The organism is Paenibacillus andongensis, from assembly GCF_025369935.1.
In the GTDB taxonomy this organism is placed as follows: Bacteria; Bacillota; Bacilli; order Paenibacillales; family NBRC-103111; genus Paenibacillus_E; species Paenibacillus_E andongensis.
Genome location: NZ_CP104467.1, coordinates 3,609,761 through 3,632,854, shown reverse-complemented (window position 1 = coordinate 3,632,854; position 23,094 = coordinate 3,609,761). Strand labels below are relative to the sequence as shown.

19 protein-coding genes are annotated in these 23,094 nt (G+C 43.4%); all 19 read right to left on the bottom strand.

Going from position 1 to position 23,094, the window contains the following annotated elements:
* Positions 1-52: 52 nt before the first annotated feature.
* The gene (gene pnp / locus NYR53_RS16100) at positions 53-2,155 is read right to left on the bottom strand and encodes a polyribonucleotide nucleotidyltransferase (RefSeq protein WP_261306064.1); all 2,103 of its coding nucleotides are present in this window, start codon (positions 2,153-2,155) and stop codon (positions 53-55) included.
* 269 nt (positions 2,156-2,424) lie between these two features.
* Positions 2,425-2,694, bottom strand: coding sequence for a 30S ribosomal protein S15 (gene rpsO / locus NYR53_RS16095; protein ID WP_029195252.1), 270 nt, complete (start codon positions 2,692-2,694; stop codon positions 2,425-2,427).
* A 155-nt stretch (positions 2,695-2,849) separates the two neighbouring features.
* On the bottom strand, positions 2,850-3,797 hold the full coding sequence (locus NYR53_RS16090) for a bifunctional riboflavin kinase/FAD synthetase (protein WP_261306063.1): 948 nt from the start codon (positions 3,795-3,797) through the stop codon (positions 2,850-2,852).
* Positions 3,798-3,843: 46 nt separating this feature from the next.
* Positions 3,844-4,758 (bottom strand): tRNA pseudouridine(55) synthase TruB, encoded by a 915-nt coding sequence (gene truB / locus NYR53_RS16085; RefSeq protein WP_261306062.1) that lies wholly within the window; start codon positions 4,756-4,758, stop codon positions 3,844-3,846.
* Complete coding sequence (locus NYR53_RS16080; RefSeq protein ID WP_261306061.1) at positions 4,755-5,756, bottom strand: DHH family phosphoesterase; 1,002 nt, start codon at positions 5,754-5,756, stop codon at positions 4,755-4,757. The genes truB and NYR53_RS16080 overlap by 4 nt, the downstream gene beginning before the upstream one ends.
* Complete coding sequence (gene rbfA, locus NYR53_RS16075; RefSeq protein ID WP_047672920.1) at positions 5,753-6,112, bottom strand: 30S ribosome-binding factor RbfA; 360 nt, start codon at positions 6,110-6,112, stop codon at positions 5,753-5,755. The genes NYR53_RS16080 and rbfA overlap by 4 nt, the downstream gene beginning before the upstream one ends.
* Before the next feature lie 6 nt (positions 6,113-6,118).
* A complete protein-coding gene (gene infB / locus NYR53_RS16070; RefSeq protein WP_261306060.1) occupies positions 6,119-9,046 on the bottom strand; it encodes a translation initiation factor IF-2 in 2,928 nt (975 codons plus the stop codon).
* Positions 9,036-9,365, bottom strand: coding sequence for a L7Ae/L30e/S12e/Gadd45 family ribosomal protein (locus NYR53_RS16065; RefSeq protein ID WP_261306059.1), 330 nt, complete (start codon positions 9,363-9,365; stop codon positions 9,036-9,038). Before NYR53_RS16065 ends, infB begins: the two co-directional genes overlap by 11 nt.
* The gene (gene rnpM / locus NYR53_RS16060; RefSeq protein ID WP_029195245.1) at positions 9,355-9,669 is read right to left on the bottom strand and encodes an RNase P modulator RnpM; all 315 of its coding nucleotides are present in this window, start codon (positions 9,667-9,669) and stop codon (positions 9,355-9,357) included. The genes NYR53_RS16065 and rnpM overlap by 11 nt, the downstream gene beginning before the upstream one ends.
* Before the next feature lie 29 nt (positions 9,670-9,698).
* Positions 9,699-10,796, bottom strand: a complete 1,098-nt coding sequence (gene nusA / locus NYR53_RS16055) for a transcription termination factor NusA (RefSeq protein ID WP_261306058.1) — start codon at positions 10,794-10,796, stop codon at positions 9,699-9,701.
* A gap of 36 nt (positions 10,797-10,832) precedes the next feature.
* Positions 10,833-11,297, bottom strand: coding sequence for a ribosome maturation factor RimP (gene rimP / locus NYR53_RS16050; RefSeq protein ID WP_029195243.1), 465 nt, complete (start codon positions 11,295-11,297; stop codon positions 10,833-10,835).
* A 262-nt stretch (positions 11,298-11,559) separates the two neighbouring features.
* Complete coding sequence (locus NYR53_RS16045; protein ID WP_261306057.1) at positions 11,560-15,870, bottom strand: PolC-type DNA polymerase III; 4,311 nt, start codon at positions 15,868-15,870, stop codon at positions 11,560-11,562.
* Positions 15,871-15,936: 66 nt separating this feature from the next.
* On the bottom strand, positions 15,937-17,385 hold the full coding sequence (gene proS, locus NYR53_RS16040) for a proline--tRNA ligase (RefSeq protein WP_261306056.1): 1,449 nt from the start codon (positions 17,383-17,385) through the stop codon (positions 15,937-15,939).
* A 21-nt stretch (positions 17,386-17,406) separates the two neighbouring features.
* Positions 17,407-18,666, bottom strand: coding sequence for an RIP metalloprotease RseP (gene rseP / locus NYR53_RS16035; RefSeq protein ID WP_261306055.1), 1,260 nt, complete (start codon positions 18,664-18,666; stop codon positions 17,407-17,409).
* A gap of 269 nt (positions 18,667-18,935) precedes the next feature.
* Positions 18,936-20,081: a 1-deoxy-D-xylulose-5-phosphate reductoisomerase gene (locus NYR53_RS16030; RefSeq protein WP_261306054.1), complete on the bottom strand. Its 1,146-nt coding sequence runs from the start codon at positions 20,079-20,081 to the stop codon at positions 18,936-18,938.
* A gap of 24 nt (positions 20,082-20,105) precedes the next feature.
* A complete protein-coding gene (locus tag NYR53_RS16025) occupies positions 20,106-20,900 on the bottom strand; it encodes a phosphatidate cytidylyltransferase (RefSeq protein WP_261306053.1) in 795 nt (264 codons plus the stop codon).
* A gap of 45 nt (positions 20,901-20,945) precedes the next feature.
* Complete coding sequence (gene uppS / locus NYR53_RS16020; protein WP_056832853.1) at positions 20,946-21,719, bottom strand: undecaprenyl pyrophosphate synthase; 774 nt, start codon at positions 21,717-21,719, stop codon at positions 20,946-20,948.
* Between the two features lie 64 nt (positions 21,720-21,783).
* A complete protein-coding gene (gene frr, locus NYR53_RS16015) occupies positions 21,784-22,338 on the bottom strand; it encodes a ribosome recycling factor (RefSeq protein WP_029195236.1) in 555 nt (184 codons plus the stop codon).
* A gap of 3 nt (positions 22,339-22,341) precedes the next feature.
* Complete coding sequence (gene pyrH / locus NYR53_RS16010; protein ID WP_029195235.1) at positions 22,342-23,067, bottom strand: UMP kinase; 726 nt, start codon at positions 23,065-23,067, stop codon at positions 22,342-22,344.
* Between the last annotated feature and the right edge of the window lie 27 nt (positions 23,068-23,094).

Sequence of the window (23,094 nt, the reverse complement as noted above, 5' to 3'; positions counted from 1 at the left end):
TCTGACTCTTTATCCAAAACTATTTAAAAAGGGACTTCACAAGTCTCGCGGCTTAGGTTTGAGCCGGGACTTGCGAAGTTAGTGTTGCTTTGCGAGAAAGATTCACTCTTCCTTGTTGGTCAATCTCGGTTACTTTAACGGTGATTTGATCGCCAATATTCACTACGTCTTCCACTTTTGCTACACGCTCTGTGGAAATTTGTGAAATATGAACCAAACCTTCTTTACCAGGCAAAATTTCTACGAATGCCCCGAATTTCTCAACGCGTTTTACTGTTCCTAGGTAAGTTTCACCCACAATAACCTCGCGTACGATGCCTTCGATGATAGAACGTGCTTTTTCATTCATCTCTTGATTGGATGATGCGATGAATACACGGCCATCTTGTTCGATATCAATTTTTACGCCGGTTTCTTCAATAATTTTATTGATGATTTTACCGCCTGCACCAATAACATCACGGATTTTGTCCGGATTGATGTTCATTGTAAGAATCTTAGGTGCGTATTTGGAAAGAGCTTTCTTAGGCTCAGAAATACGAGAAACCATTTTACCCAAAATGTGCAACCGGCCTTCTTTGGCTTGTTGCAAAGATTGCTGCAGGATGCTGCGATCAATCCCATCGATTTTGATATCCATTTGCAGGGCTGTAATACCTTCAGCTGTACCTGCAACTTTAAAGTCCATATCGCCAAGGTGATCTTCCATACCCTGAATATCGGATAGAATGGAGAAATGATCTCCGTCTTTGATCAGACCCATCGCAATACCAGCAACCGGAGCTTTAATCGGAACACCAGCATCCATAAGAGCAAGTGTACTTGCACAAATACTCGCCTGGGATGTTGAACCGTTCGATTCCAACACTTCTGACACGAGACGAATTGTGTAAGGGAATTGAACTTCATTAGGGATGATTGGCTCAAGGGCTCTCTCCCCTAACGCACCATGTCCGATTTCACGACGACCTGGTGGACGCAGTGGTCTTGCTTCCCCAACGGAAAACGGAGGGAAATTGTAGTGATGCATGAAACGTTTCGTTTCTGTAAGATCCAAACCATCTAATATTTGAACATCGCCTAAAGCGCCTAATGTACAGATGCTAAGTGCTTGTGTTTGTCCACGCGTGAACAAGCCTGAACCGTGAGTACGCGGTAACAAATCAATATCACAATCAATTGGACGAATTTCTTCTGGTTTACGTCCATCTGGTCTTACTTTATCATGCGTGATCAAACGACGTACTTCTTCTTTAACGATATCATACAGCGTTTCTTTCACGTCACCTAGTAAGCCCGGAGTTTCTGCATACAAAGCAGTAAAATGTTCCACAGCTTCGGCATTCACAACATCGATTGCTTCTTGTCTAGCATGCTTCTCAGGAATTTTAATCGCATCAACTAATCTAGCTTGAGCAAATTCACGAACTGCACGATTTACTTCGGCATCAACCGTATGGAGTTTAACTTCCATTTTCGGTTTACCCGCTTGTTCAACCAATTCTTCAATTACCGCGACAATCTTACGGATTTCATCATGTCCGAACATGATAGCTTCGAGGACAGCTTCCTCAGAAACTTCATTCGCACCAGCTTCTACCATCATTATCGCATCTTTGGTTCCGGCAACAGTCAAGTGAAGATCACTTTTCTCTGCTGTCTCACCCGTTGGGTTAATAACGAATTGACCATCAACTCGTCCAACAATAACGCCACCAACTGGCCCATTGAAAGGAACGTCAGAGATTGCCAGAGCAGCAGAAGTACCAATCATTGCTGCCATTTCTGGCGGACATTCTTGGTCTACGCTCATAACAATAGAAACGATTTGAACGTCATTACGGAAGCCTTCTGGGAAAAGAGGGCGAATCGGACGGTCCGTTAAACGGCTCGCAAGGATTGCTTTCTCACTTGGGCGTCCTTCACGTTTAATAAAACCACCAGGAATTTTACCAACGGAATACAATCTTTCTTCATAATTAACTGTTAACGGAAAGAAATCCAAATCTTTCGGTCCGCTTGAAGCAGTTACTGTACACAGCACAACCGTATCGCCATAACGTACAGTTACAGCTGCATTGGCTTGTTTGGCCAGCCTACCCGTTTCAAGAATGAACGGTTTGCCGCCAAGTTCCATTTGTACCCTTTTCTCCATAAAATCCTCCTAAGGAATTGTTCTATTCAATTCATATGTGTTTGATAAACATTTGCACAGAAAGTAAGGTATTGAAACCATTACTATTATGCTCCGTATGTACTCAAAAATTGCCTAACGCTGGAGTCATCCACTATTTCTGCGTAATGTCTAGTATTTCCTTCTTTTTCCGTTTTAAAAATACAAGAAAAAGCAACCTCGTTGCTTTTCTTCGCCAAAGCTTTATCAAGCCCAGCAAAGGAGCAACAGGTTGCTTCTCATTGTCGGTTTTATCGACGCAAACCAAGCTTTTCAATCAAAGCACTGTAACGGCTCACATCTTTGTTCTTCACGTATGCTAGCAGCTTACGGCGTTGACCAACCATTTTGAGCAAACCGCGGCGGGAATGATGATCTTTCTTGTGAGTCCGCAGATGATTTGTCAGGTTGACAATGTTTTCTGTAAGGATAGCTACTTGTACCTCAGGTGAACCCGTATCGGTATCATGTACCTTGTGAGTTTGAATCAGTTGTGTTTTACGCTCTTGAGTTAATGCCATGTTTGTTCATCTCCTAAATTCTATTGTATCCCCGCTAGCCTAGAAATCGCCGATGATAGCGTATGTCCAAGCTAAGGTTCATGCCAGAAGGCATAGATCCTTTTGGCAACGTTATTCAGTATATCATAATCGCACAGTAGAAGTAAATGCTTGTTTCAACTGAAACGTTTTAATTTGTTTTTGGCCGTTTCGACGTCAAGTTTAATTTGAGTAACCAAATCATCTAAAGATGAGAATTTTCGCTCTGGTCGAAGGAAAGCAATGAGCTCAACATTCATATGCTCCCCGTAAATTTGTTCGGAGAAATCAATTAAATGAGCTTCGAACGAGGGCTTCAATTCTCCGGTTGTAAAGGTAGGCTTTACACCAATATTCATAACCCCTTTATAGGTTTCCCCTTTAACAGAGGCTTTAATTGCATAAACACCATTTGTAGGGATAACATAAGACTCATCCAATTGGATATTAGCAGTAGGAAATCCAAGTGTTCTCCCACGCTTCTCTCCATCCACAACGATGCCGCTAATACTATAGGGACGCCCAAGAAGTCTGGTGACGGTGTCTATGTCCCCTTGCTGCAATGATTCACGAATGAGTGTACTGCTAACTTTTTCGCCATCCATATGAAAGGGTCTCACCACTTCTACAGAAAATTTCCCATGACTCAACTCGCAGAGCGAATCCGGGGTACCTTTACCTTGAAAGCCAAACGTAAAATCAAAACCACAGATGACACTTTCAACACCAAGTCGATCCAATACTTGATCCACGAAATGTTCCGGGGATAACCGCATTAAATTGGCATCAAAGGTAACAATGTAGGTATGATTCACACCCAGCGATTCAAACATCTTCATTTTCTTACTCATAGGAGTAATTAGATCTGTATATTTATCTTGACCCATTACTGCTCTAGGATGTGGGTGAAAGGTCATAATGGCCGCCTTCAGCCCAAGTTTCTTAGCCGTGCGCAGAGCTCGTCCAATGACTTCTTGATGTCCCAAATGTACACCATCGAAATCACCAATTGCGACTACTTGCTCTCCTATTATTAGGTCCATATCATCCATACTAATGGGGTATGATATTGGTATTATGCGCATAAGTTCATTTCACCTACCCATGTCAACCTGTCCCGTGACGTTATTATTAAAGGAAAACTTTGGCTGGGATCAGGACTTGGCTAGCGCTGTTCCATTCATACAAACCAAGAAAACGTTCATCAGGCGAATAAGCCCTGAAAATGGTTTGCGATGCATCTGCATGCGCCGTTCGATTCGCTGTCATAGCTATTTTCTTCCCCTGTAGTGCATGTACGGCTTCCCCGGCAGATAGTTCAATGAATGGGATATGTGAAATCGCCTGATCCATAGGAATCATATGCGCCTGCAGTAATCCTTGAACCTTCATTTGTTCAATCTGTTCAAATGTTAAGCACTGCTCTTGGCGAATACTGCCCGTCGATGTCCGAATCAAACTTTTCATCACCGCCGGGTAGCCAAGAGCCTTGCCAATATCCACACATAAAGTTCTTATATAGGTCCCTTTGGAGCAAGAAGCACGAAATTGAATCTCTGGATGCTTCTGCGATAGGTCCATATGAAGAATGTCTAGCTTATGAATCGTCACTTTGCGTGATTTCCGCTCTACTTCTTTGCCTTCTCGGGCTAATTCATAGAGACGTTTCCCATCAATCTTGACAGCTGAGAACATCGGTGGAATCTGTTCGATTTCTCCGACAAAAGAATGAAGAACCTCACGGACCTTCTCTTCATCCAAAGTCACCTGTGAAACTTCTTCCAACACAGTACCTGTCATATCCTCCGTGTCGGTAGAAAGACCGATTCGGAGTTCAGCTTCATATTCTTTAGGCAACTCCTGAATGTACTCAACCATTCGTGTTGCTCTACCTATACATAATGGCAAAACACCGGTTACTTGCGGGTCAAGCGTCCCCGTGTGGCCGATGCGTTTGATCCCAAGGATACCTCTAACTTTGGCTACAACATCATGAGAAGTGAAGCCCGCTGGTTTCCATACAGGCAAGATGCCTTCTAACGTCATATTAACTCGTTCCCTACTTCCTGAACCATTTTGGCTACTGCTTCCTCAAGTGTACCTTGAATTGTACAGCCTGATGCACGAACATGGCCGCCTCCGCCAAGTGATTGCGCAATCGCAGCAACGTCAACAAGTCCTGATGAGCGGAGACTTACTTTAATTACGCCGGCTGCTTTCTCTTTAAATAGCATGCCCACTTCTACGCCTTCGACATTACGCGGATAGTTGACAAGCCCATCCAGATCATCGCTTGAGGCACCAGTTAACTCTAAATCTGAAAGAGAAACAGCAAGCCATGCCAATTTACGATCATTCGCAAATGAAAGTGTAGATAAAGCTTTCTGCAGAAGTACGATTTGTGAGTAGGTGACTCGTTCCAGTACTTGTTCAGCTATGACTGATCCCTTAACACCAAGAGATAACAGTGTTGCACCAATCTGCATAACCTCAGGTGAGGTATTCGAATACCGAAAACCACCAGTGTCTGTCAGCAAGCCAGTGTAAATGCAATCACCAAACTCCAAATTCGGTACAAGCTTCATATGTATAGCTAAATCATACAGAATTTGAACAGTTGCAGCGGCATCATGTTTAATCAAATGGCATGAACCAAATCTATCGTTCGTTGGATGATGGTCAACATTGAGCAGCTGAGCTTGGTCATCAAAAAGAGTGCTGATCCTACCCATTCTGGAGAAATCAGCACAATCAACACTTATGATGGTTTGGTAAAGTTTACAAGGAACTTCCTTGCCAAAATCAAGAACCTGATCACTTCCCCATAAATAGGAAAATTTAGAGGGCATAGCGCCCTCATTGATCATTGTAAAAGATTTTCCCAGTTGTTTAAGAATCCAACCGGTTGCATACGTAGAACTGGCGGCATCCCCATCCGGTTGGATGTGAGATACCACCAGGAAATCATCATGCTGCTCGATAAACTTAGCTGCTGCTGCCAGCTGCTTGCTGTATTCGGTGGCATGGTTCATTCCAATGCTCATACGTTTGGATTTCCTTCCTGATTAAGCTTGTGCAACAAGTTATCAATATGACTTCCATAATCAATAGAAGCATCGAACTTAAATTGCAGCTCTGGAATTTTACGTAAACGAATTCGTTTGCCTAATTCCGAACGAATATAACCAGAACCTACAGAAAGAGCTTTAAGCGTTGCTGCTTTCTCTTCTTCTGTCCCCATTACGCTAAGAAATACGCGAGCTAAGGATAAATCGTTCGTTACTTCTACACCCGTAACGGTCAAGAAACCAATACGTGGATCTTTCAATTCGGACTGAACGATCTGGCTTAATTCTTTCTTGATTTGTTCGCCAACTCGACCTACACGAACTCTAGCCATTTGTCATCACCTCTCAACGGACTCCATGATGAAGGCTTCAATAATGTCGCCCTCTTTAATATCATGATAACGCTCAAGAGATATACCACACTCATAACCTTGTGCAACTTCTTTTTGGTCATCCTTGAATCGTTTCAGGGAGTCAATTTTACCTTCGTGTACGACAATACCGCCGCGGATCAAGCGAGTTTGTGCGTTACGCGCAATTTTTCCTGATATAACCATACATCCAGCAATTGTACCTGAACCCGTAATTTTGAATACATTACGAACTTCTGCCTGACCGAGTACAACTTCTTTAAAGATAGGATCCAGCATGCCCTTCATAGCTTGCTCGATTTCTTCAATTACGTTGTAGATAATGTTATGCATACGGATATCAACTTTCTCTTGATCTGCCGTTGCTTTCGCCGCAGGCTCAGGACGAACATTGAAACCGATAATAATCGCATTAGATGCAGAAGCCAGAATAATATCAGACTCCGTAACAGCACCAACACCGTTGTGAAGAATTTTGACGCGAACGCCTTCCACTTCGATCTTCTCAAGGGAGCTTTTCAGAGCTTCAACTGAACCTTGAACGTCACCTTTGATAATTACATTGAGCTCTTTGATTTCGCCGTCTTTAATGTGTTTAAAGAGGTCATCCAGCGTGACGCGTGAATTCGCCGTCATCTCGGATTGTCGAAGTGCTATGGAACGACGATCTGCAATGTCTCTTGCCTTACGCTCATCTTCATAAGCAAGGAATGGATCACCAGCTTGTGGAACTTCTGTAAGACCCGTGATTTCAACTGGTGTTGAAGGACCCGCTTCTTTCAGACGTTTCCCTTTATCATTCACCATCGCTCTTACGCGGCCGAAGCACACGCCAGCTACAAAGCTATCTCCGACTTTCAATGTACCATGTTGAATCAGGATTCTGGCAACTGGACCACGACCTTTATCCAACTCGGCTTCGATGACGGTCGCTCTAGCACGTTTATTCGGGTTAGCTTTATACTCTTGAACTTCCGCAACAAGCAGAATCATCTCAAGCAGATTTTCAAGTCCAATCCGTTGTTTTGCAGAAATTTCTACGAAGATTGTGTCGCCGCCCCACTCCTCCGGTACCAATTCATAAGCAGTAAGTGCTTGTTTAATTTGATCCGGATTAGCGCCTTCTTTATCAATCTTGTTCACAGCTACGATAATCGGAACGCCCGCCGCTTTAGCGTGGTTGATCGCTTCTACTGTTTGAGGCATTACACCGTCATCAGCAGCAACAACGATAATCGTAATATCTGTTACTTGTGCACCGCGGGCACGCATCGTTGTAAATGCTTCATGACCCGGTGTATCCAAGAACGTAATCTTCTTATGGTTAACTTCTACTTGATATGCCCCGATGTGCTGCGTAATACCACCAGCTTCTCCCTCGGTTACGCTAGTTTTACGAATGGCATCGAGAAGCGTCGTTTTACCGTGATCGACGTGACCCATAATCGTAACAACGGGCGGACGCTCAAGCAGATCAGCTTCATCATCCACTTCTTCGAACGTCTCGAAATTATCTTCTTCGACTTTGATCTTAATCTCAACTTCAACACCAAATTCAGTTGCAATCAATTGAATCGCGTCCAAATCGAGCTCTTGGTTGATTGTTGCCATTGTACCCAAGAATAAAAGTTTTTTAATAACTTCAGAAGCATCTTTGTGAAGTAATTTCGCTGTTTCACCAACGGTCATACTACCACGAACGATGATTTTCTTAGGTGTGTTGTCAATTTTCTCTTTTTTAACGGTTTCTTGTTGGTATCTGCCTCTATTGTTACCGCGTTGATTACCTCTGTTTTGACCACCAGGCCCGCGATTTCCGCCAGAACGGTTATCATCAAAACGTTTAGGTGTTGGTTTGGATTTCTTAGTTGTAATTACACCCGCTTTAGCTGCTGCATCATCCAATTCAGCTGCTGTTGCACCTACGTGGAACTGCGGTTTAGCTTCTTGAATGACTGGTCTTCCGCTTTGATTATTGTTACGGTTATCAAACGGTTTAGACTGACGGTTTGGACCAGCACTGCGGTTCGGTCCTGCATTTTGCGGACGGCCGCTATTCGCGCTCTGTCCACCACCAGCTCCCGGTCCTCCAGTACCCTGACTTGGACGGGAACCTGCATAGTTGCTATTCGTACGTGGAGCTCCGCCTTGGCCGCCTTGACTGTAGCCTTGACCGCCGCTAGGACGCCCACTATTGTAGCCGCCAGTGGATCCACTTGGACGCTGGCCACCTGGATTGGAACCTTGATACCCCGTACGTTGTCCACCTTGGCTGGAGCCTTGACCACTTGGGCGCTGCCCGCCTGGGTTGGAACCTTGATAGCCCGTACGTTGTCCGCCTTGGCTGGAACCTTGGCCGCTAGGGCGCTGTCCGCCTGGACTTCCACCTTGGTAACCAGTACGTTGTCCACCTTGGCCCTGACTGTTAGGACGTTGCCCGCCTTGCGATGATCCTTGACCACTTGGACGTTGATCGCGCCCTGGCTGAGCTGGACGACTAGCCGCATTAGGCGTAGATTGTCCTTGAGGCGCTGTTACAGCACCATTTGTAGTCGTGCCGCTGTTCGTTGGTTCTGAAGCAACTGGCTTCGAAGCCGGTGTTGCTGCACCTTTATTCTCTTGTGCTGGAGCCTGCGTTGCAGGATTCTGATTCGTCGTAGATGAACTCACATTTCCTCCGTCCGTAGCTGCTCGTTTGGCAGCCGCATTGGCTTTAATATCACGAAAAAACTTTTCTACACTGCTCACTGCGTCATTTTCCATTACACTCATATGATTGTTAACGGGAATATTCAGACGTTTGAGGATGGTTATAATTTCTTTGCTGCTCATATTGAGTTGTTTTGCGTATTCGTAAACGCGAGTCTTATCTTTATTGTCTTGTTTATTGGTCAATATGTTTCACCTCCGCAGGATTATCTTGACTCTTCTGCAGCATCTGCGCGAAGCCTCCGTCCAATACACCTATGGTGACACGCATTTCTTTCCCAATGCTGCGGCCCAATTCATACTTCGTACCTATTTCCATGAGTTTAACCCCATAGAATTGGCATTTGTCTTGAAATTTCTTACGTGTATTAGCGGACGCATCCTCCGCCATAATGACAAGTTTGGCTTCTCCCGAGCGAATCGCTTTGAATACACCTTCATCACCGGTAACTAATTTCCCTGCCCGCATCGCCAAGCCTAATTGGGATAAAAATTTAGGATTCATCCTCAGACTCCTCTTCTTTGGAAGAGAGGAACTCATCTTCAACACGAATGAAGTCTTGCTCCAATTGGTCATAAATATCGGCACCAACGGCGTGCTTAAGGGCTCTATCCAGGGCTTTACTTTTCTTCGCCAATTTAAAACAAGAAACTTTACCGCACAGGTAGGCACCGCGCCCAGATTTTTTCCCTTTAAGATCAATGAGAATTTCATCTTCAGGCGTTTTGACGATGCGGATCAAGTCCCTCTTCGGCATCATTTCCTGGCAGGCCACGCATTTTCTCAGAGGGATTTTTCTCTGCTTCATTCCGATCACCCCTTGCTCCGAACAAAAACTTAATCGACACTCACAGAATCTTGATGCATTTCTTCTGAATAAGTTTTCACTCTACCAAATTCTTGTTCGGCTTGTGTTTCACTTTTGATGTCTATTTTCCAACCTGTCAATTTGGCAGCAAGACGAGCATTTTGCCCTTTAATTCCAATTGCCAGAGAAAGCTGATAGTCAGGTACAATGACACGCGCCATTTTCTCATTTTCATGAATTTGCACTTCAAGCACTTTGGAAGGGCTAAGCGCATTGGCTACGTATTCTTCCACGCTTTCCATCCAACGTACGATGTCTATTTTCTCGCCGCGCAGTTCGCTTACAATCGTTTGAACACGTAATCCTTTAGGTCCTACACAGGATCCAACTGGATCAACTTCAGCGTTGCGGGAATGAACAGCAATTTTTGATCGGAAACCGGCTTCACGCGCAACCGAACGAATCTCGACCACACCATCAAAGATTTCAGGAACTTCCAGTTCAAAAAGACGCTTCAATAGTCCTGGATGAGTTCTTGATAAAATGATTTGCGGTCCTTTCGTCGTATTTTCCACTTTCGTGATATACGCTTTAATCCGATCGCCTTGTTTGAACTTATCCGTAGGCATCAATTCAGTCAAAGGCAGCACAGCCTCAACTTTACCCAAGTCTACATAAATGTTACGTTGATCTTGACGTTGAAGGATACCTGTAACGATATCTTCTTCCTTATCAATAAAAGCATTATAAATTAAGCCACGCTCGGCTTCACGAATACGCTGAGTCACCACTTGTTTGGCAGTTTGAGCAGCAATACGTCCGAAATCACGAGGAGTCACTTCAATTTCAACGATATCTTCCAATTGGTAATTCGGATTAATTTCACGAGAAGCATGAAGTGAAATTTCCAATCTTGGATCTAATACTTCCTCAGTTACGGTTTTACGAGCAAATACCTTGATGAGGCCAGTATGGCGATTGATATCAACTCGCACATTCTGTGCGGTGTTGAAATTACGTTTATAACTTGAAATCATCGCTGCTTCAATTGCATCGATAAGTAACTCCTTTGAGATACCCTTCTCACGTTCAATTTCCGACAGCGCTTCGATAAAATCCGTGTTCATTTGAACTGAGTCCCCCCTTTCAATAAATAACGATCACTAAAAAACGATAGCTAGACGAGCGCTTGCTACTTTAGCGAACGGAATAATTATTTTCTTTTTGCCAATTTCAATAACGAGTTCTTCCTCGTCAAAAGAAAGCAGCAAACCTTCAAATTCCTTGGAACCGTCTATCGGTTCATAGGTGGTAACAAATACATGACTATTCACAGCCTTGTGATAATCTTGTGTCTTCTTAAGCGGACGTTCAGCGCCTGGTGAAGAGACTTCCAAGAAATAGGCATCAGCAATAGGATCTTTCTCATCCAATTGAACACTTAAGTATTCACTGATGCGGCCGCAATCATCTATATCAATTCCGCCTTCTTTGTCTGCATAGACGCGAAGGAACCAGTTGCTGCCTTCTTTGACATATTCAATATCCACGAGTTCAAATCCATTTTGTTCAATGAAATCCTTCAGCATGTCCTCAATGACGGATTTGATTTGCGCTTGTGTAGCCACAGATAAATGTACCTCCTAAATTGACTTTCCTTAATCGCATTCCGAAAAGTCCTATATCAAAATGTAAAGAGTGGGTTTCCCCACTCTTTAATCACAAGATGATATCCTCATTATTGCCAATAAAAATTATACCATAACCATTCTTTGCATTACAATAGCAAACTTGTTAATCATTTTCACTTGACAGCTAAAAGTTTTCTTTAGCAAACTCACTTCGGAAGCATCAACTTTAAAATTTATCTTTAGAAACAGAATTCTATGCTTAGAATAAGGACAATTGATTCGATTCCGGCAGTCCGCGGAAACATCCCATAGCACTGAGCATCTCTATGACCGTCTTTGAGGCTTTGGATCGGTTTTGGAAATCCTCGATGGAGAGGAAGTCGCCCTCTTCCTTGGCAGCGGCAATATTTTTGGCTGCATTATCACCGATACCTGACATTGCCGCAAATGGCGGGATAAGTGATGTACCATCGATAATAAACCGTGTCGCATCCGATCGATAAATGTCAATTGGCTTGAAACTGAAGCCACGAGACGTCATTTCGAGTGACATTTCAAGAATGGATACCATTGCTTTCTCCTTCGGCAGCGCCTGGAAGCCTTTCTCTTCAATCTCAATCAACTTTTTAAGAATCGCATCATATCCTTGGCAGAGAAGTTCAAGATCAAAGTCCGCTGCACGAACACTAAAGTATGTCGCATAATAAGCAATTGGATGATACACCTTAAAGTAAGCTGTACGAACAGCTGAGATAACGTAAGCAGCAGCGTGCGCTTTTGGAAACATATACTCAATCCGTTCACAAGATTCGATATACCATGCTGGCACATTACAGCGTTTCATCTCATCTTTCCACTCATCTGTAAGCCCCTTACCTTTACGAACACTCTCGGTAATTTTAAAAGCAAGACCTGCATCCATGCCTGCTTTATAAATCAAGTAGAGCATGATGTCATCCCGACAACCAATAACGGTCTTAATGTTACAAATCCCTTTTTTAATTAACTCCTGTGCATTACCAAGCCAAACGCCCGTTCCATGGGATAATCCCGAAATTTGCAATAAGTCGGCAAAGGAGCTCGGCTGCGTTTCCTGAAGCATCTGACGAACGAACTTGGTTCCCATTTCAGGAACACCATAAGTGGCTACAGGAGATCGGATTTGATCCGGTCTGACCCCAAGCGCTTCCGTCGAGTTGAAAATACTCATCGCTTTCGCATCATTCATCGGAATGGTTGTTGGATCAACACCTGTTAAATCCTGCAGCATCCGCATCATCGTCGGATCGTCGTGTCCGAGAATATCAAGTTTCAGCAAATTGGCATCAAAGGCATGATAATCAAAATGGGTCGTTTTCCATTCCGAATTCTTATCATCAGCTGGATATTGCACAGGTGTGATGTCATCAACTTCCATATAATCCGGTACTACGACAATACCGCCGGGATGCTGCCCCGTGCTTCGCTTAACCCCTGTACAACCAGCAGCCAATCGGCTAATTTCAGCACCTCGCCACTTCTGACCTTGTTCTTCCTCGTACTTTTTTACAAAACCGAAAGCAGTCTTTTCAGCGACAGTACCTATGGTCCCCGCGCGGAATACATTTTTCTCACCAAAAATTTCCTTGGTGTAATTATGGGCAACGGGTTGATAATCTCCGGAGAAGTTCAAATCAATATCGGGAACCTTATCCCCTTTAAAGCCAAGAAAGGTCTCAAACGGAATGTCGTGACCGTCACCTTTTAAATTACCGCCGCAATTCGGGCAAACTTTGTTCGGAAGGTCGAATCCACTCGGAACGCTCCCGTCTAGGAACCACTCACTATGCTGGCATGATACACATATATAATGAGGAGGCAGCGGATTAACCTCGGAAATTCCTAACATCATCGCAACGACGGAAGAACCAACGGAACCCCTTGAACCTACGAGATAACCGTCCGCATTCGACTTTTTCACAAGACGTTCAGAAATCAAATAGTTGGCAGAGAAACCGAACTTAATAATCGGAACAAGCTCTTTCTCAAGCCGGGCTATAATGACTTCCGGAAGTTCGTCCCCATACATGGACTTCGCTGTATTATAACAGGTTGTCCGAATTTCTTCGTCGGCCCCTTCGATAATGGGTGTGAACAACTTATCCGGGAATAGTTCAATGACTTCGAACCGATCTGCCAGGTCATTCGTACTGCGCACGACAACTTCAAATGCCTTTTCTTCACCAAGAAACTTGAATTCTTCCAGCATCTCTTTGGTTGTACGGAAATGAGCATCCGGTTTCTTCATCGCTTTGAGTGGGCTAAACCCAGTAATCCCATTAATCGTAATATCTCTGCATACTTTTTCACGAGGATTCAGATAATGCGCGTTCCCTGTAGCAATAACCGGTTTGCCAGTCTTATAACCAATCTCACAAACGCGTCGCACAGCATTTTCTAAATCTTCAACGCTGCCAACAAGCCCCTTTTCTACTAGATGCATGTTATAGCTCACAGGTTGAATTTCAAGGATGTCATAGAACTCAGCCACTTGCTCGGCTTCTTCGATCGATTTATTAAGCACAGCTTCAAAGAATTCCCCTTTTTCACATCCAGAGGTGATAAGAAGACCTTCTCTTAATTCTACCAGCACACTTTTGGGAATTGTTGCGGAACGCTGTAAATAGGTTGTATGAGATAAGGATATAAGTTTGAATAAGTTCTTCTTCCCTACGGCATTTAACGCATAAACACAACAATGAAAAGGGCGCTGATTGGACAAATCTTTTCCAACATAATCATTCAATTTAGCAAGATTCGATATTTGTCGATCATTAGCCTCGTTAATTAAATGATATAAAACAAAACCTAATGCAATAGAGTCATCAATCGCACGGTGATGGTTGTCCAAGCCTACTTTAAATTTATCCGACAACGTATTCAAACGATGGTTCTTCATGGAAGGGAATAAAAATCTAGCAAGCTCTAGGGTATCAAGAACGGAGTTCGTAACCTCCGGCAATCCCATACGTTTCAAATTCGCTTGAAGGAACCCCATATCAAATCGTGCATTATGGGCTACGAGAACGCAATCACCAACAAACTCAATGAACTTAGGAAGCTCTTCCTCAATATCAGGCGCATCTTTGACCATGTCATCGTTAATGTTCGTCAATTGTTGAATGTTGTAAGGAATTTTCTCGTGGGGATTAATGAACGTTGCAAATCGCTCAATTTCTTTACCGTCCTGCATTTTAACACCTGCAAGCTCGATAATTCGATTATTGGTAACCGAAAGTCCCGTTGTCTCTACGTCAAATATCACATATGTTGCTTGCTTCAGATCCATATCCCGACCATTCATCACAATAGGAACAGAGTCATTCACAACGTTGGCTTCCACACCATAAATCACTTTAATTCCGTGCTTTTTGGCTGCTTTTCCAGCATCAGGGAAACATTGAATGTTACTATGATCGGTAACCGCGATGGCTTTATGTCCCCATTTAGCTGCCATTTTCACATACTGATCGATCGGTGTTAATGCATCCATCGTACTCATGGTCGTGTGCAAATGAAACTCAACACGCTTCTCAGCGGCATCGTCCATACGATCTTTAGGCGCCATGACTTCATACAGGTCGTTTGGAATCATGACAAGTTCAGGAATTTGCATGAAACGATCATATTCGACCTTACCTCGCGCTCTAATCCATGTTCCATTCGCAAGCAAGCTCATAATCTTCACATCATCTTTGGTTTTCGCAAATACCTTCATCGCCAAAGAATCAGTAAAGTCGGTCAGGTTAAATGTAAATAACGTGTTTCCATTTCTCAATTCCTTGACGTCTAGTCCAAATACGGTACCTTGAACCGTCACTTTCTTCTCTTCTTCTTGAATGTCTTTCAGAGGTGTTGGCACTTCTTTGATATCAATACCCATGACAAGCTTGAGATCCGTATCTGGTAATGAGGATTCTTCTTCTTCCATGTCGATGGACATCATGATCTCTTGGGTGATGGTCTTCTCGCCTTGCTCGCGCTGCTTCGCAAATTTCTCGTACTCAGCTTCGATCTCAGTAGAATCACTAACCGCATATTTTACGTTTAATTCTGTTTGAAAAAAGTTATGAAAAAAGTTCCGTATGAACATATCTACATTTTTCTTTTTAGCAAGTTCAAGTCCGATCTGATCAAGCATAATAAGCGTTAGTGTATGACCTTGTACCTCAAACCTTGATTTCGACATCCAACCGTTAATCGATGCTACTTCTCGCTGCAGCCATTCCATAAATAGGCTCCAGTATTCCTCTACCAAGGCAGCAGGTTCTACTTGCTCATATTTCCAAATAAAACGAATCTTCGCAATTTGAGCGAACTTCTCTTGAATCATTTTACAAAAAGAGCGGTAAATATTCTGAGGCACAATTTCATTTTTCACCAAATAAAAGGTCCAGTCGCGATTTTTACGACTAATTTCTACCTGCTCGATGTAGCCTTCCGCAAAAAATGACCGCACGATATCGGCTGGAATCTCGGCTTGCTGCATCAAAAGCTCAAAGCGATTCCGTTTATCAGCCAAATTACTCATGAACAGCCTCCCCATAAAAATACCAAGGGCAATGGAATTATTGCTTCCATTTGCCCTTGATTGTCATTAATAACTTCGGCCAAAAACGACCGTATGTTTAGCAGCATCGCCACAAACCAGACATGTTGATTTCGTTTCTGAAGGTGTGAAAGGAATATTCCGGCTTGTTGCACCCGTTTCTTGCTTCACTTGCTCTTCACAAGCGTCAGAGCCGCACCAGCCAGCTAGAGCAAACCCGCGCTTGGTCTCCAAGAACGTTTTGAACTCATCAATGGAATCCACCGCTATGTAATGCTCGTCACGGAACTGCTTCGCTTTATCATACATCTGCTGATGAATCTCAGCAAGTAAATTTTGAATTTCTTCGACAAAATTCGCTTGCTGCACTGTTTTCTTCTCCCCGCTTACACGAGAGACAAGAACAACTTGTCCATTTTCCATATCTCGAGGCCCTAATTCAACACGAATCGGTACACCGCGCATTTCATATTCATTAAATTTCCAACCTGGGCTTTGGTCTGCACGATCATCTACTTTAACTCGAACGCAAGCTTTCTTAAGCTCAGCATATAATTCGTCTACTCGTCCAATCACTTGTTCACGTGTTTTTGGCGGACCAATCGGAATCATGATGACCTGTGTAGGGGCAACTTTAGGCGGCAATACCAATCCACGATCATCGCCATGCACCATGATAAGTGCACCGATGAGTCGAGTACTAACTCCCCATGAAGTTGTATGTGCAAACTGATGCTGATTTTCACGGTCCAAGAACTTGATATCGAATGCAACTGCAAAATTCGTACCTAGATAGTGAGAGGTCCCTGCTTGCACCGCTTTCCCATCTTTCATCATTGCTTCGATGGAGAACGTATCAACAGCTCCTGCGAACTTCTCGGAAGGAGTCTTCTGCCCAACGATGACTGGGATCGCTAAGAAATCTTCCGCAAATTGGCGGTATACCTCCAGCATTTGCATCGTTTCGCGGCGAGCATCCTGCTCATCTTCATGAGCCGTATGACCTTCTTGCCACAAGAACTCTGTAGTTCGCAGGAAAGGCAATGTGCGCTTTTCCCAGCGAACAACGTTAGCCCATTGATTAATCAAAAGGGGAAGATCGCGATAGGAGTTGATCCATTCCGAATACATGTGACCAATCATCGTTTCCGAAGTTGGACGAATAGCTAGACGTTCTTCGAGCTTCTCTCCACCTGCTTCAGTGACCCAAGGCAGCTCTGGATTAAAACCTTCCACGTGTTCTTTTTCCTTCTGGAAAAAACTCTCTGGAATAAACAAAGGGAAATAAGCGTTCCGGTGACCCGTTTCTTTAAACTTACTATCGAGTTCACGTTGTATGTTTTCCCATATTTCAAAGCCATCCGGTTTAAACACGATACAGCCGCGCACTGGCGAATAACTCATCAGATCAGCTTTCTTGATCACATCTATGTACCAACGGGAGAAATCCTCTCCCTGTGGTGTTATCTCTTTAACAAACTGTTTATCGTTTGACATAAACCCTCCTACAATTTAGGACTATCCCTTAATTAATCTTAAAATATCATTGTAAGTAACTGCCACCATGAGCAGCATGAGCAGTGCAAAACCAACAAAATGAACCATACTTTCTCGGTTCGGATCAATTGGTTTCCCGCGTAATGCCTCTAGACCCATAAATAGAAGTCGACTTCCATCTAAAGCAGGAATAGGCAGGAGATTAAATATACCAAGATACAAGCTTAACGTAGCTGCCCACGAGATTAAGTAAGTTATTCCCATTTTGGCAAACTCAGCTGATACTTGAGCTGTCCGGACAGGTCCGCCAAGATCATCAAGTTTAAACTGCAGCATAACTAGCTTCTTTAAACCTGTGACAATGCCAATCGTTGTTCCAACGACTTGTTCGTATGTGCCAGTTAATACTTCGCTAAAGGTTGCGCTTCTGCGATCCCCAGAAATGACTACGCCGAGCTTGCCAGCCCCTGCTTCCATTTCAGGTGTAACTTGAAGTGTAATTGGATTCCCAGCACGATCCACAACCCAGGTCATCGGCTTTCCTGCGGAGTATTGAATTGAGGTGACAAGCTTCTCGCGGTCATCACCAATTGGCTGATTATCAATCGATATGATGATATCCCCTTTGTGAAGACCTGACTTCTCGCCGGCCTTACCTGCAAGTACGGAATCCAGCTTAACGTTTGTAAATACACCCGACATAATAACAACGATTAAGAACAACACAATGGCGAGGATGAAGTTCATCACAGGCCCCATGACGATAGCAATGGCTCTCTGGCCTACCGTTTTCGAACCAAACTGACGATCATATGGAGCAATCTGTGTCTCTGTCCCTTTGGTCACCATCATAGCTTGTGGATCAATGGGATAAGTAACCCTTTCTCCGTCAACATCAAGTGATACTTGAAGCGCTCTTTCTAAATCAATCTGTTCCACGACACCAATAATAACATTTGAGCGCCGATCTAGTTGATCAAGATATAGAGATGACACTTCATTTTGTTTATTTAATTTAACGGCAACCGTTTGTCCTGGGTTCACTTGGACGATTTCTGGGTCTTCCCCTGCCATCCGAACGAATCCACCAATTGGCAAAATGCGTAAAGTATAGCGCGTTTCCCCTTTTTTATATGAGAAAATTTTGGGTCCAAAGCCGATTGCAAATTCACGAACTAAGATGCCTGCGCGTTTCGCAAAGTAAAAATGACCCCATTCATGAATCGTAACGAGAACGAAAAACAACAAAATAACCTTCAATCCAACTTCTATGGCTGACAAGTCGTATTTCCTCCTTCGAGTTTTCTTCTGAAAACTTACCTATGTTTGCAAAAACCATAACGTTTTCGTTTGAAAACCTGCCTTCTAAGCATCCATGTATGGACAGCATGTTCTTAGATTACCATTATTGAACTGCTGAATACAAGCTATGCCCTTTTAGCACAGTATACGAGCCGGGAGTTTGAATTAGACTTTACTTTATAAAGCGCCTAGGTGATTGATTGAAAAAAAGAGCCGAGCCAACCTCGCTGACCTAAGCTCTCATGAAATTAAAATACGATGGATGATGCCATGGCTCTTGCCCAAATATCCTGCTCATGAATGACCTCTAGATGAGGGTTCGAATGGGTCTCGTGTTTTTGCAAAACAGCATCAATGATCTGTTCAATTTGCAAGAACGTAATCTCACCTTTGAGGAAGCGTGCAACAGCGATTTCGTTCGCTGCATTATACACAGTAGGTGAAGTGCCTCCCTGTTTGCCGCTTTCAAAGGCCATTCGCAAACATGGATACCGATTGTAATCCATCTCGCGAAAATGAAGCTTTCCGATGGCAGCCAGATCTAACCGATTGGTAGGCGTGGGATATCTGTCTGGATAGGTTAATGCGTATTGGATAGGAACTCTCATATCCGGATTGCCAAGCTGAGCAATAACACTATTGTCAACAAATTCTACAAAGGAATGAATGACACTTTCAGGATGAATAAGAACATCTATTTGGTCATAGGAGAGATCGAATAACCAGTGAGCTTCAATGACCTCAAGGCCTTTATTGACCATCGTTGCGGAATCAATCGTAATCTTGGCTCCCATCGACCAATTCGGATGTTGGAGGGCTTGCTCGACCGTTACTCCTTCTAATTCTCCACGTGACCGATCCCGAAAGGAACCACCAGATGCGGTTAGTATAATCTTGTCTATTTGTGAGCGATTCTCGCCATTCAAACATTGAAAGATAGCCGAATGCTCACTATCGATTGGCAGCAAAGACACTCCTTTTCGACGAATCGCATCCTTTACGATATGGCCTGCACTCACTAGCGTCTCCTTATTTGCAAGACCAATGTGTTTACCAGCTTCTATCGCTGCCATTGTTGGCTTAAGCCCCTGACTCCCTACCAACGCTGTTACTACCAAATCTGCATCAGTTGATGCCGCGACTTCCATTAATCCCTCTTCACCATATAACACCTTGGTTGATGACGAAACATTTCTAGAAACTTCGTCGGCCAGTTCCTTGGTCGCAACCGATACAATTTTGGGGTGAAACTTTTTAACCTGTTCAATCAATAATTGACTATTATAACCGCCAGATAATGCTTCAATCTGAAATTTATCTGGGGCATGCTGAGCAATATCCAAGGTTTGTGTACCAATAGACCCTGTTGAACCCAGAATGGCAATCCGTTTCATCCTATTCCACCTCTCCTATGACTGTTAGTGAGTAAGAATTCCAAGCCAATGAATAAATGGAAATACGATAAGCCAACTATCCATTCGATCGAGTACACCACCGTGCCCGGGAAGCAAGGTTCCCGTATCTTTAATCCCCTTAACTCTCTTATAAGCTGATTGTATTAAGTCTCCGACTTGTCCAACTACAGCAATAACGAAGCCAAGCACCAAAGCCTTGCCAAGCCCAAGCATATCCGGTGCATACCAAGCAAAACCTAGCGCGGCAATCATCGAAATAACGACGCCACCTATAGCACCCTCAATTGACTTCTTAGGACTGATTTGCGGCCATAGAGGATGTTTACCCAACTTCGAACCGACAAAATAAGCTCCAGAATCCGAAGCCCAAATACATACAAATACAACGATTGACCAAAATAAGCCATGCTCCGCTAAGCGTGTAGCAATCATATAATTGAATCCAAAACCTATGTAAATGACACCAAGCAAAATAACAGAAACCTGATCGATTGTAATCGTATTTTTTGAAGCGACTGTTATGAAAAGCAAGACAAACATAGTCAGCCAAATAATAGCGGACGTAGAAACGGGAAGTGAACCACCAAACGTTTCCCATGGCACCGTTAAGTATAACAAGGAGATTAAACCAACAACCGCTGTTAATTTATACTTCGTGAAGCCATTCATTTGCATATATTCACGATAGCCGATAATTGACAGTAACACGATTAATCCCGCGTACCAATAACCACCTAATACTAATAACGTAATGAATACGAGCCCGGCAATGACTCCCGTGACGATCCTTTGCTTCAAGATGAATCCCCCTAGATGAACACGCGCTGGAAGCATACGAAGTGATTAGATACCTCCGTATCTTCTCCCGCGGCGCTGATATTCTGCAATTGCTTGCATAAATAATGATTCCGTGAATTCCGGCCAGTACGCCTCCGTAAACCAAAGCTCCGAATATGCTAATTGCCAAAGAAGAAAGTTGCTTAGTCTAAGCTCACCACTTGTTCGAATTAACAAGTCTGGATCTGGTAAATCCGAAGTTAACATATAGGAAGAAAAACTTGCCTCATCCAAATCTTCTATTTGTAGTTTGCCATTTTGAACATCACGAATCATATCCTGAACACCAGCAATCATTTCTTTACGTCCACCATAATTTAAGGCAAAGTTCAGAATGAGTCCTGTATTATCTTTCGTCCGTTCGATAGCTCCCTCAATCGCTTTGAGTGTGTAGTCAGGTAAGCCTTCTTTCCAACCCGTCATTCGGATACGAACATTGTTTTCGATCAGCTCTTCAATTTCTAAAGGAAAAAATTCTTGAGGAAGTTTCATTAGAAATTCAACTTCTTCCTTCGGTCTTTTCCAATTTTCGGTTGAAAAAGCATACATCGTTAACACTTTAACACCGATCTCATTGGCAGCCATCGTAATTTTCTTAACATTTTTCATCCCGGAATGATGCCCTGCTACACGTGGCAAGCCTCTTTGCTTAGCCCAACGGCCGTTACCGTCCATAATGATAGCGACATGTGCTGGCACTTTATCTAATTCGATAGCTGGTATAGCTGAAGAAACAGACTTACCGTTGATACCTAACCATTTCTTAATTAGCTTGAGCACAGTTGTTCCTCCCAACTAGGGAAAGATGAAAAACCCCCAGCGAATACCCGGGGGCATATCTATCTTATACTTCCATGATTTCTTTTTCTTTAGCAGCCAAAACTTTCTCAACTTCAGCTACGAATTTATCCGTAAACTTTTGGATATCCTCTTGATGTTTGCGGGACTCATCTTCCGATATCCCTGCTTTTTCTAACTTTTTGATCTCATCGTTTGCATCACGACGGATGTTACGAATAGCGATCTTTGCTTCCTCGCCAAATTTCTTCGTCATTTTCACAAGGTCGCTACGACGCTCTTCTGTTAAAGCTGGAATAACGATTCGAATAACCAAGCCATCATTAGATGGCGTTAATCCTAAATCAGACTTCATAATCGCTTTCTCAATCGATGTCATCGAACTTTTGTCCCATGGTTGAATGAGTAAAGTACGTGAATCCGGTGTTGTTAAATTCGCAAGTTGATTCACAGGTGTCATCGCTCCGTAATATTCCACTTGGATGCGATCTAACAAAGATGGCGTAGCACGACCTGCACGAAGAGATGTTAAATCTCTTCTCAAGGCGCCAATTGCTTTATCCATCCGATCTTCTGCATTCTTTTTTACTGATTGTGGCATGGTTTAGACACTCCCTTTAACTGTAGTCCCAATTTTCTCGCCAAGGACCACTCGTTTGATATTCCCTTTTTCTGTGATATTGAACACCACTAACGGGATGTTGTTATCCATACAAAGGGAAGATGCGGTGGAATCCATGACACCAAGATTGTTACTGATAACTTCCATATAAGTTAACGTCTCGAATTTCTTCGCTGTTGGATCTTTGAATGGATCAGCCGAATATACGCCATCTACTTTGTTTTTGGCCATGAGAATAACTTCTGCTTCAATTTCAGCTGCTCTTAAAGCCGCTGTTGTATCGGTTGAGAAGTATGGATTCCCTGTACCTGCCGCGAAGATAACAACTCTCCCCTTTTCAAGGTGACGCATTGCTCTTCTACGGATGTATGGCTCAGCCACTTGCTGCATAGTAATGGATGATTGAACTCTTGTAGGCACATCCAGATTCTCCAGTGCATCCTGCAGAGCCAATGAATTCATGACGGTTGCAAGCATACCCATGTAATCGGCTGTCGCACGATCCATACCTTTCTCACTACCTGCAATACCACGCCAAATGTTTCCACCGCCCACAACGATAGCGACTTCTACATTTAATTCCACAACATCCTTCACCTGTTGGGCAATGGAAGTAATCACTTCCGAATCAATGCCATAACCCTGCTGTCCTGCCAAAGCTTCGCCGCTCAATTTTAGCACTATTCTTTTATAAAAAGGTTGACCCAACTTGTATAACCTCCGTTTCAATGCTTA

Excerpts from the sequence above, each read along its gene's own strand:
- NYR53_RS16065 (WP_261306059.1), bottom strand. The coding sequence starts at position 9,365 with ATGAATCCTAAATTTTTATCCCAATTAGGCTTGGCGATGCGGGCAGGG.
- rbfA (WP_047672920.1), bottom strand. The coding sequence starts at position 6,112 with ATGGCTAGAGTTCGTGTAGGTCGAGTTGGCGAACAAATCAAGAAAGAA.
- proS (WP_261306056.1), bottom strand. The coding sequence starts at position 17,385 with ATGTCAAACGATAAACAGTTTGTTAAAGAGATAACACCACAGGGAGAG.
- rpsO (WP_029195252.1), bottom strand. The coding sequence starts at position 2,694 with ATGGCATTAACTCAAGAGCGTAAAACACAACTGATTCAAACTCACAAG.
- NYR53_RS16030 (WP_261306054.1), bottom strand. The coding sequence starts at position 20,081 with ATGAAACGGATTGCCATTCTGGGTTCAACAGGGTCTATTGGTACACAA.
- pnp (WP_261306064.1), bottom strand. The coding sequence starts at position 2,155 with ATGGAGAAAAGGGTACAAATGGAACTTGGCGGCAAACCGTTCATTCTT.
- NYR53_RS16045 (WP_261306057.1), bottom strand. The coding sequence starts at position 15,870 with ATGAGTAATTTGGCTGATAAACGGAATCGCTTTGAGCTTTTGATGCAG.
- nusA (WP_261306058.1), bottom strand. The coding sequence starts at position 10,796 with ATGAACACGGATTTTATCGAAGCGCTGTCGGAAATTGAACGTGAGAAG.
- truB (WP_261306062.1), bottom strand. The coding sequence starts at position 4,758 with ATGACGTTAGAAGGCATCTTGCCTGTATGGAAACCAGCGGGCTTCACT.
- frr (WP_029195236.1), bottom strand. The coding sequence starts at position 22,338 with ATGCCACAATCAGTAAAAAAGAATGCAGAAGATCGGATGGATAAAGCA.
- NYR53_RS16090 (WP_261306063.1), bottom strand. The coding sequence starts at position 3,797 with ATGCGCATAATACCAATATCATACCCCATTAGTATGGATGATATGGAC.
- rnpM (WP_029195245.1), bottom strand. The coding sequence starts at position 9,669 with ATGAAGCAGAGAAAAATCCCTCTGAGAAAATGCGTGGCCTGCCAGGAA.
- NYR53_RS16080 (WP_261306061.1), bottom strand. The coding sequence starts at position 5,756 with ATGAGCATTGGAATGAACCATGCCACCGAATACAGCAAGCAGCTGGCA.